This is a genomic window from uncultured Thermus sp. (assembly GCF_938010445.1).
In the GTDB taxonomy this organism is placed as follows: domain Bacteria; phylum Deinococcota; class Deinococci; order Deinococcales; family Thermaceae; genus Thermus; species Thermus altitudinis.
On record NZ_CALLUR010000145.1, the window covers coordinates 1 to 7,070 of the forward strand.

9 protein-coding genes and 1 pseudogene are annotated in these 7,070 nt (G+C 65.9%); 4 read left to right on the forward strand and 6 right to left on the reverse strand.

The features are described from left to right. Positions 1-307, forward strand: a pseudogene (gene aspC / locus Q0693_RS07990) (aspartate/prephenate aminotransferase); the annotation flags it as partial. A gap of 146 nt (positions 308-453) precedes the next feature. On the opposite strand, the gene lspA reads toward aspC, so the two are convergent. Next, on the reverse strand, positions 454-903 hold the full coding sequence (lspA, locus tag Q0693_RS07995; RefSeq protein ID WP_298630569.1) for a signal peptidase II: 450 nt from the start codon (positions 901-903) through the stop codon (positions 454-456). A 73-nt stretch (positions 904-976) separates the two neighbouring features. Between lspA and rpmB the strand changes: the two genes are divergently transcribed. The 3 genes from rpmB to Q0693_RS08010 are packed head-to-tail and all read left to right on the forward strand — an operon-like array spanning position 977 to position 3,127. After that, positions 977-1,273 carry a 50S ribosomal protein L28 gene (rpmB, locus tag Q0693_RS08000; protein ID WP_243030789.1) on the forward strand — a complete coding sequence of 99 codons (297 nt, stop codon included), beginning with the start codon at positions 977-979 and terminating at the stop codon, positions 1,271-1,273. 56 nt (positions 1,274-1,329) lie between these two features. Beyond that, positions 1,330-2,025, forward strand: a complete 696-nt coding sequence (locus Q0693_RS08005; protein WP_298630572.1) for a M23 family metallopeptidase — start codon at positions 1,330-1,332, stop codon at positions 2,023-2,025. A 4-nt stretch (positions 2,026-2,029) separates the two neighbouring features. After that, the gene (locus Q0693_RS08010) at positions 2,030-3,127 is read left to right on the forward strand and encodes an AI-2E family transporter (RefSeq protein ID WP_298630574.1); all 1,098 of its coding nucleotides are present in this window, start codon (positions 2,030-2,032) and stop codon (positions 3,125-3,127) included. A gap of 58 nt (positions 3,128-3,185) precedes the next feature. Here the strand turns inward: Q0693_RS08010 and tgt are convergent, their stop codons facing one another. The 5 genes from tgt to Q0693_RS08035 all read right to left on the reverse strand — a co-directional run. Continuing rightward, entirely contained in the window at positions 3,186-4,343 is a 1,158-nt protein-coding gene (tgt, locus tag Q0693_RS08015) for a tRNA guanosine(34) transglycosylase Tgt (protein ID WP_298630576.1), read from the reverse strand. Beyond that, the gene (ispG, locus tag Q0693_RS08020; RefSeq protein ID WP_298630578.1) at positions 4,343-5,551 is read right to left on the reverse strand and encodes a flavodoxin-dependent (E)-4-hydroxy-3-methylbut-2-enyl-diphosphate synthase; all 1,209 of its coding nucleotides are present in this window, start codon (positions 5,549-5,551) and stop codon (positions 4,343-4,345) included. The genes tgt and ispG overlap by 1 nt, the downstream gene beginning before the upstream one ends. A 54-nt stretch (positions 5,552-5,605) precedes the next feature. Next, positions 5,606-6,385, reverse strand: coding sequence for an enoyl-ACP reductase (locus Q0693_RS08025; RefSeq protein ID WP_298630580.1), 780 nt, complete (start codon positions 6,383-6,385; stop codon positions 5,606-5,608). Positions 6,386-6,406: 21 nt separating this feature from the next. Next, complete coding sequence (locus tag Q0693_RS08030) at positions 6,407-6,841, reverse strand: type II toxin-antitoxin system VapC family toxin (protein ID WP_298630581.1); 435 nt, start codon at positions 6,839-6,841, stop codon at positions 6,407-6,409. Continuing rightward, positions 6,838-7,070 (reverse strand): type II toxin-antitoxin system prevent-host-death family antitoxin (locus tag Q0693_RS08035; protein ID WP_298630583.1); only part of this gene is annotated, 233 nt, incomplete at its 5' end. The genes Q0693_RS08030 and Q0693_RS08035, both read right to left, overlap by 4 nt.

Below are 7,070 nucleotides of genomic sequence, written 5' to 3' on the forward strand. Positions count from 1 at the left end.
TTCCAGGGCCTTCATAGAGATGGCCCGGGAGGCCTATAGGAGGCGGCGGGACCTTCTCCTCGAGGGCCTTTCGGCGCTGGGCCTAAAGGCGGTGCGTCCCAGCGGGGCCTTCTATGTCCTCCTGGACACCTCCCCCTTCGCCGAGGACGAGGTGCAGGCGGCGGAAAGGCTTTTGCAGGCGGGGGTGGCGGTGGTGCCGGGTACGGATTTTGCCGCCTTTGGCCACGTGCGCCTCTCCTACGCCACGGGGGAGGAAAACCTGAAGAAGGCCTTGGAGCGGTTGGCCCAGGTTTTGCCCAGGGTCTAAGACCCATCCCAGGCGGGGAGGCTTTCCGAGGAGAGGCGCCTCGGGGCTTTGGGGGGTGATCGCCTCCCCTACCGGGGCTCCCCGGGCCAGGCGGAGCTGGTCCTGCTGGGTGAAGCGGATGGGCTTGTCCCGCCTGGCCCAGCCTCCTAGAAGGGGCGCTTGCCCCTTGGGGCCAGAAGGAGAAGGGCAGCCCCCACGGTCACGCACACATCCGCCAGGTTGAAGACGGGGAAGTGGGCGATGAGGGGGATGGGGGTTCCCAGGTCCAGATAGTCCACCACCCAGCCCCGGCCCAGGCGGTCAATGCCGTTGCCCAAGGCCCCCACGGCGATGAGGGAAAGGGCCAGGGTTGGCCAAAAGGGGTAGCGTTTTTGGGCTAGCCAGTAGAGGAGTAGGGTCCCCACCCCCAGGCTAAGCCAGCCCAGAAGGAAGGCCTGGCCTTCCAGCAAGCCAAAACCGGCCCCCGTGTTCCTCACCAGGGTGAGGTAGAGGAGGTCCCCCAGAAGGGGCCTGGGCACCGGGGAGAGGTTTTCCAGGGCCCATAGCTTAAGGATCTGGTCCAAGGCTAGGAGGAGGGGCACAAGAACCGTGGGCATCCCCTTGAGTCTACCCAATGCTCCCCTTTGTGCTATACTCCATAGGGTTTGCCTTCGGGCACGGGAGGGCCATATGTCCAAGGTGTGCGAGATCAGCGGAAAGAGGCCTATCGTGGCCAATAGCATCCAAAGGCGGGGTAAGGCCAAGCGGGAAGGGGGCGTGGGTCGGAAGACCACCGGCATCTCCAAGCGCCGCCAGTACCCCAACCTGCAGAAGATCCGGGTGCAGGTGGCGGGGCAGGAGATCACCTTCCGGGTGGCCACCAGCCATATTCCCAAGGTTTACGAGCTTCTGGACAGGGCCAAGGGGCTTAAGCTGGAGGGCCTTTCCGCCAAGGAGATCAAGGAACGGCTTCTCAAGCTCCTCTAGCCCTGGTTGCCCCTTGGGCGAGACCCCTGAGGGGGTCTTTTTTGTAGCATAGGCCCATGGCGTGGAAGCCGGGGCACTACCTCCTTTTGGCCCTGGCCCTGTATGCCTTGGTGGTCAGCCTGGGGTTTTCCCTTAGGGGGCGCCAGCTTGCCGCCTTGCGCCAGGAGGTGGGGGTTTTACGTCAGCAGGCCGCCTGGGGTCCTGGGGGGTACCTGCTTCCCCTGCCCGGGGCCTGCCTACCCACCCGTCCCGAAAACCTTCCTGGGGCCCCCCGCCCTTACCGCAAGGGCGTAAGCGCCGGCTTTGTCTTCATCCAAGGGGATGCCTGCGTGCCCGTGGTGCGGGGGATGGGGGTGGTGGCCGCCGCCAGTGGGGAGGTGGTGAAGGTGGAAGGGGACTATAGGGAACCCTCCCGGGAGGCGTACCAAAAGCTTCTGGAGGAGGTGCGAAACGGGGCCTCCCCCGAGCAGATGGACCTCCTGAGGGGCCTCGAGGTCTGGATCCGCCACCCCGATGGCCGCACCAGTGTGTACGCCCACCTCCAGGCGCCCTACCGGAAGCTAAAGGTGGGGCAGAGGGTCCACCGGGGCGACCCCATCGGCTACGTGGGGAACACGGGGCTTTTGGGTGGGGCGCCTAGGCTCCTCTTTGAGGTCTGGGAGGGGGAGCCCGACCGGGGGAGGTTCCTCTTCCAAGGGCTATCGGGGGAGGAGCTCGTAAGGAAGGCCAAGGCCTTCTTCCGCTTAGAATAACCCCATGCGCGAGGCCTTCGCCCGGGTGTGGGAAAACCCCTATGTCCGGGTCCTGGTCTACCTGCTCCTCTTTTATTTGGCCTATCGCCTTCTCCTCCGGGCCTGGCCCGCCCTTTCCATCCTGCTCACCGCCTTTGCCATCGCTTACCTAACCCATCCCGTGGTGCGCTTCTTTGAGGGCAAAAGGCTTCCCCGCTTCCTGGGGGTGGCCTTGGTCTACCTGGGCCTGGGCCTCTTCCTTGGCCTCGCCTCCTTCCTCACCGCCCAGACGGTTTTGGAGCTTTCCCGCCTGGCCCAGGAGCTTCCCCGGCTGTTGCAACCCTTTCTTGCCTGGCTTTTAGACCTGCCAGGCCGCATCCGGGCCATTCCCCTTCCCGAAACCTTGAAGCCGGTTTTGGCCGAGGCGGGCCAGAGCCTGCAAGGCCTCATCCAGGGGTTCTTGGACACCCTGGTGCGCTGGCTGCAGGGGCTCATGGGTCAGGGAGGAAACCTTCTAGGCTTCTTTATCTCCCTGCTGGGCGGCATCTTCCAGTTCCTTACCGCCCTTACCCTTTCCGTCTACTTCCTCTATGACCTTCCCCGCCTGGCCCAGGCGGCCTTAAGGGTCTTCCCCGAGCCCTACCAGCCCCTGGTGGCCGAGCTGGCCCACAAGCTGGACCGGAGCGTGGGGGGGTATGTGCGGGGGCAACTTCTGGTGGCCCTTCTGGTGGGGCTCATGGTGGGGGTGGGGCTGGGGCTGGTGGGGGTTCCTCTGGCCCCCAGCCTGGGCTTTCTGGCGGGGGTCTTCAACCTCATCCCTTTCGTGGGGGTGATCGTCTCCGGGGTTCCCGCCCTGCTCCTGGCGGCCACGGGGGGGTGGGGCCAGGTGCTCCTTGCCCTTTTGGTCCTCTGGCTGGCCAACCAGGTGGAGGGAAACCTTCTTGGGCCCCTCATCGTGGGCCGGGCCACCCGGCTCCATCCCGTGACCGCCATCGCCGCCATCCTGGTGGGCGCCACCCTTTTTGGCCTTTGGGGGGCCCTTTTGGGGGTGCCCACCGCCGCTTTCCTGAAGGTGCTTTTGGAGGAGTACTACGGGAAAAGCCGGTTCTACCGGGAGGGCTAGGCGCCTTGGGCTAGGGGGAGGCTTTGGGGGCCCCCACCGGGGCCCAGGCGGGGTGGCCTCACCCATGCCCCCCCGCCGCCAGGGCCTCGCGGAACCAGGGGGGCACCTCCCGGCCAAAACGCCTTTCGGCAAACTCCCGGGCAAAGGCCCCGTAGTCCCCTTGGCGGATGGCCTCCCGGGCCCTTTGGGTGAGGCGGTGGAGGAAGCGGAGGTTATGCAGGGAAAGGAGGATGCCCGCCAGCATCTCCCCTGAGCGCACCAGGTGGGCGATGTAGGCCCGGCTGAAGTTCTGGCAGGCGTAGCAGTCGCACCCCTCTTCCAAGGGCCTGGGGTCTTCCAGGTAGCGGGCGTTTTTCAGGTTGATCCGCCCTTCGGGAAGGAGAGCGCTGCCAAAGCGCCCGGTCCGGGTAGGGTAGACGCTGTCAAAGAGGTCCACCCCTAGGCCCATGGCCGCCACCAGGTCCTCCGGGTGGCCCACCCCCATGAGGTAGCGGGGTTTTCCCTGGGGAAGGATCTCCGTGGAGAGGGCCACCATGGAGAGCATCTCCTCCTTGCTCTCCCCCACGGCCAAGCCCCCGATGGCGTAGCCGGGAAGGTCAAACCGCACCGTCTCCCGGGTGGAAAGGGCCCTAAGCCCGGGGTCCGTGCCCCCTTGGGCGATGCCGAAAAGGGCCTGGTCGGGCCGGGTTTTGGCCTTTAGGCTCCGCTCCAGCCAGCGCAGGGTGCGCTCCAAGGAGGCCTTCAGGTATTCCGGGGGCGAGGGGTAGGGGGGGCACTCGTCAAAGGCCATGATGAGGTCGGCTCCCAGGGCCTCCTGCACCTCGAGGCTCCTTTCCGGGGTGAGCCGGATGAGGCGGCCATCCAGGTGGCTTTGGAAGACCACCCCCTCCTCGTCTATACGCCGCAGATGGCCCAGGCTCATCACCTGGAAGCCCCCGGAGTCCGTGAGCCAGGGGCCCGGCCAGCCGGCGAAACGGTGAAGCCCCCCTAGGGCCCGGATCCGCTCGGGGCCGGGTCGGAGGAGGAGGTGGTAGGTGTTGGCCAGGAGCACCTGGCTGCCGATGGCCTTTAGGTCCTTGGGCAGAAGCCCCTTCACCGAGCCCTGGGTGCCCACGGGCATGAAAAGGGGGGTTTCCACCACCCCGTGGGGGGTGGAGAGAAGCCCCACCCGGGCCCGGCCGCTTTGGGCTTGGATGACGAAGCGAAAGGGCTCCATCAGGCCTTGGAAAAGCGTCTTTCCACGTAGTCTTCCAAGATGTCCAGGAAGTCCTGGGCTAGGTTTTCCCCCTTAAGGATGGTGAGAAGCTGGCCGTCGGCATAAACCGGGGCCTTGGGCTCCTCCCCGCTTCCCGGCAGGGAGATGCCGATGTGGGCGTGGCGGCTTTCCCCAGGGCCGTTCACCACGCACCCCATCACCGCCACCCTCAGTTCCTCCACCCCCGGGTACCTTTCCCGCCACTCGGGCAGCTTGGCCCTGAGGTAGGCCCCCACGGTCCCGGCCAACTCCTGGAAGAAGGTGCTCTTGGTGCGGCCACACCCCGGGCAGCTGGTGACCTCGGGGGCAAAGCTACGCAGGCCCAGGGCCTGGAGGATCTCCTGGGCCACCTCCACCTCCTTGGTGCGGGGTTCCCCGGGGGCGGGGGTGAGGGAGATGCGGATGGTATCCCCGATGCCCTCCAGGAGCAGGGGGGCTAGGGCGGCGGTGCTGGCCACTATGCCCTTCACCCCCATGCCCGCCTCGGTGAGGCCCAGGTGCAGGGGAGCCGGGGTGCGGTGGGCCAGCTCCCGGTAGACCCAGACCAGGTCGGGGGCCTTGGACACCTTGGCCGAGAGGACGATCCTGTCCTCCCCTAGGCCCAGCTCCCGGGCGGCCTCATAGGCGCGCACGGCGCTTTCCACCAGGGCTTCCAGGAGGACCTCGTGGGCGCTTTTTGGCTCTGGGCGGCGGGCGTTGGCCTCCATGAGCTCGGTGAGGAGGGCGGGGTCCAGGCTTCCCCAGTTGGCCCCGATGCGTATGGGCTTGCCCAGGTCCAGGGCGATCCTCACCATCTCCTGGAAGTTTTCGTCCTTGTGCCGGCCGCGGCCTAAGGTGCCCGGGTTGATGCGGAACTTGTCCAGGGCCTCGGCCATCCGGGGGTATCTCCGGAGGAGGAGGTGGCCGTTAAAGTGGAAATCCCCCACCAGGGGTACCTCCACCCCCTCTTCCCCAAGCCGCCTCCGGATCTCGGGTACCGCCTGGGCGGCCTCCTCGTCGTTCACCGTAAGGCGCACCAGCTCGCTTCCCGCCCGGTATAGGGCCAGGACCTGCTCCGTGGTGGCCTCCACCTCCCGGGTGGGGGTGTTGGTCATGGACTGCACGGCCACGGGGTGGGCGCCCCCCAGGGGAAGGCGGCCCACCCAGACCGTGGGGGTAGGGCGTCTCATCCTTCCTATGGTACCGGAAGCGGCTAGGACCATATGGTTTTGGGCTACGGGGGCTTAGTCCAGCTCCATCCCCATGATGTGGTACCCGGCGTCCACGTAGACCACCTCCCCGGTGATGCCGCTGGCGAGGGGGGAGAGGAGGAATAGCCCCAGGTTTCCCACCTCCTCCCCGGTGATGTTGCGCCCTAGGGGGGCCACCTGGGCCACCCGGTCGTACATCCTCATGAAGCCGGGAATGCTCCTGGCGGCCACGGTGCGCACGGGCCCGGCGGAGATGGCGTTCACCCGCACCCCCTTGGGCCCAAGCTCGTAGGCCAGGTAGCGGACGCTGGCCTCTAGGGCCGCCTTGGCCACGGCCATCACGTTGTACCTGGGCACCACCTTCTCGCTGGCGTAGTAGGTGAGGGTGACCAGGCCCCCACCTTCCCGGAGGAGGGGCTCGGCCCGCTGGGCCACGGCCACCAGGGAGTAGGCGGAGACCTCGAGGGCCAAAAGCCAGTCCTGGCGCCGGGTATCCAGGTAACGGCCCTCCATGGCCTCCTTGGGGGCGAAGGCGATGGCGTGGACCAGGTAGTCCAGCCCGCCCCAGGCCTCCTTGAGCCCAGCGAAAAGCCGGTCCAGCTCCTCGTCCTGGGTGACGTCCGCCTGGAAGGTGAGGGCGTTTAAGGAAGCGGCCAGCTTCTCCACCTCTTCCTTAAGCCTTTCCCCTTGGTAGCTGAAGGCCAGGGTGGCCCCGGCTTGGTGGAGTTTTTCCGCGATGGCGTAGCCTAGGCTCCGCTGGTTGGTCACGCCCATGATGAGGGCCTTCTTGTCGGAAAGGTCTAGGGTGAGCATGGGGGGATTATACAAACAAGCCTAGGGGGAAGCCCAGGTGAGTACGGTAAAGCCCTCCTGCTCGGCGACTTGGGCTAAGCGCCTATCCAGGCTTACCAAGGTGATGCCCTTGGGATCTCCTTCCGCAAAAACCCAAAGGGCCCCCAGCTGAAGCGCGTCCAAGGTGCGCACTGGGTATAGCTGCAAAAACCGTAGGGCGTGGCGCCTTACAGCTTCAGTGGGTAATACCTCGTGCCAGGAATCCCTGAGCCGGGCCAAACGGGCTTGGGCTTGAACATAAGCTTCTTCTGTTAAGGCACCTTCCCGTTTTCTCCGGTTAAGGGCCGAGGTCGCTTCAATCTCCGCTACCCAGGAGACCACCAGCTCTGGGTCTAAAAATAACCAGGTTTCCACCAAAGGGGTATACACTTCCTCCACCAGCAAAGGAACTAGGGCGGAGGTATCCCAGAACCTCACCCTTCCTCCCGTTCTTCCAGGAGGGCCGAAAGTACGCTAGCCTGGGAGCTCGGGAGCGGCAAGCCCTGGAGGTTGGGCCGACCCTTTCCCCGGCGGAGGAGGCCCAGCTGCTCCAGGCGCAGGAGTTTGTCCTTGAGGAAAGGGGAAGCCGGGGTGATGCGGGCCACAGGAACCCCTTGCTCCAGGATTAACACCTCTTCGCCCGCTTGTACCCAACGTACAAGCTCCT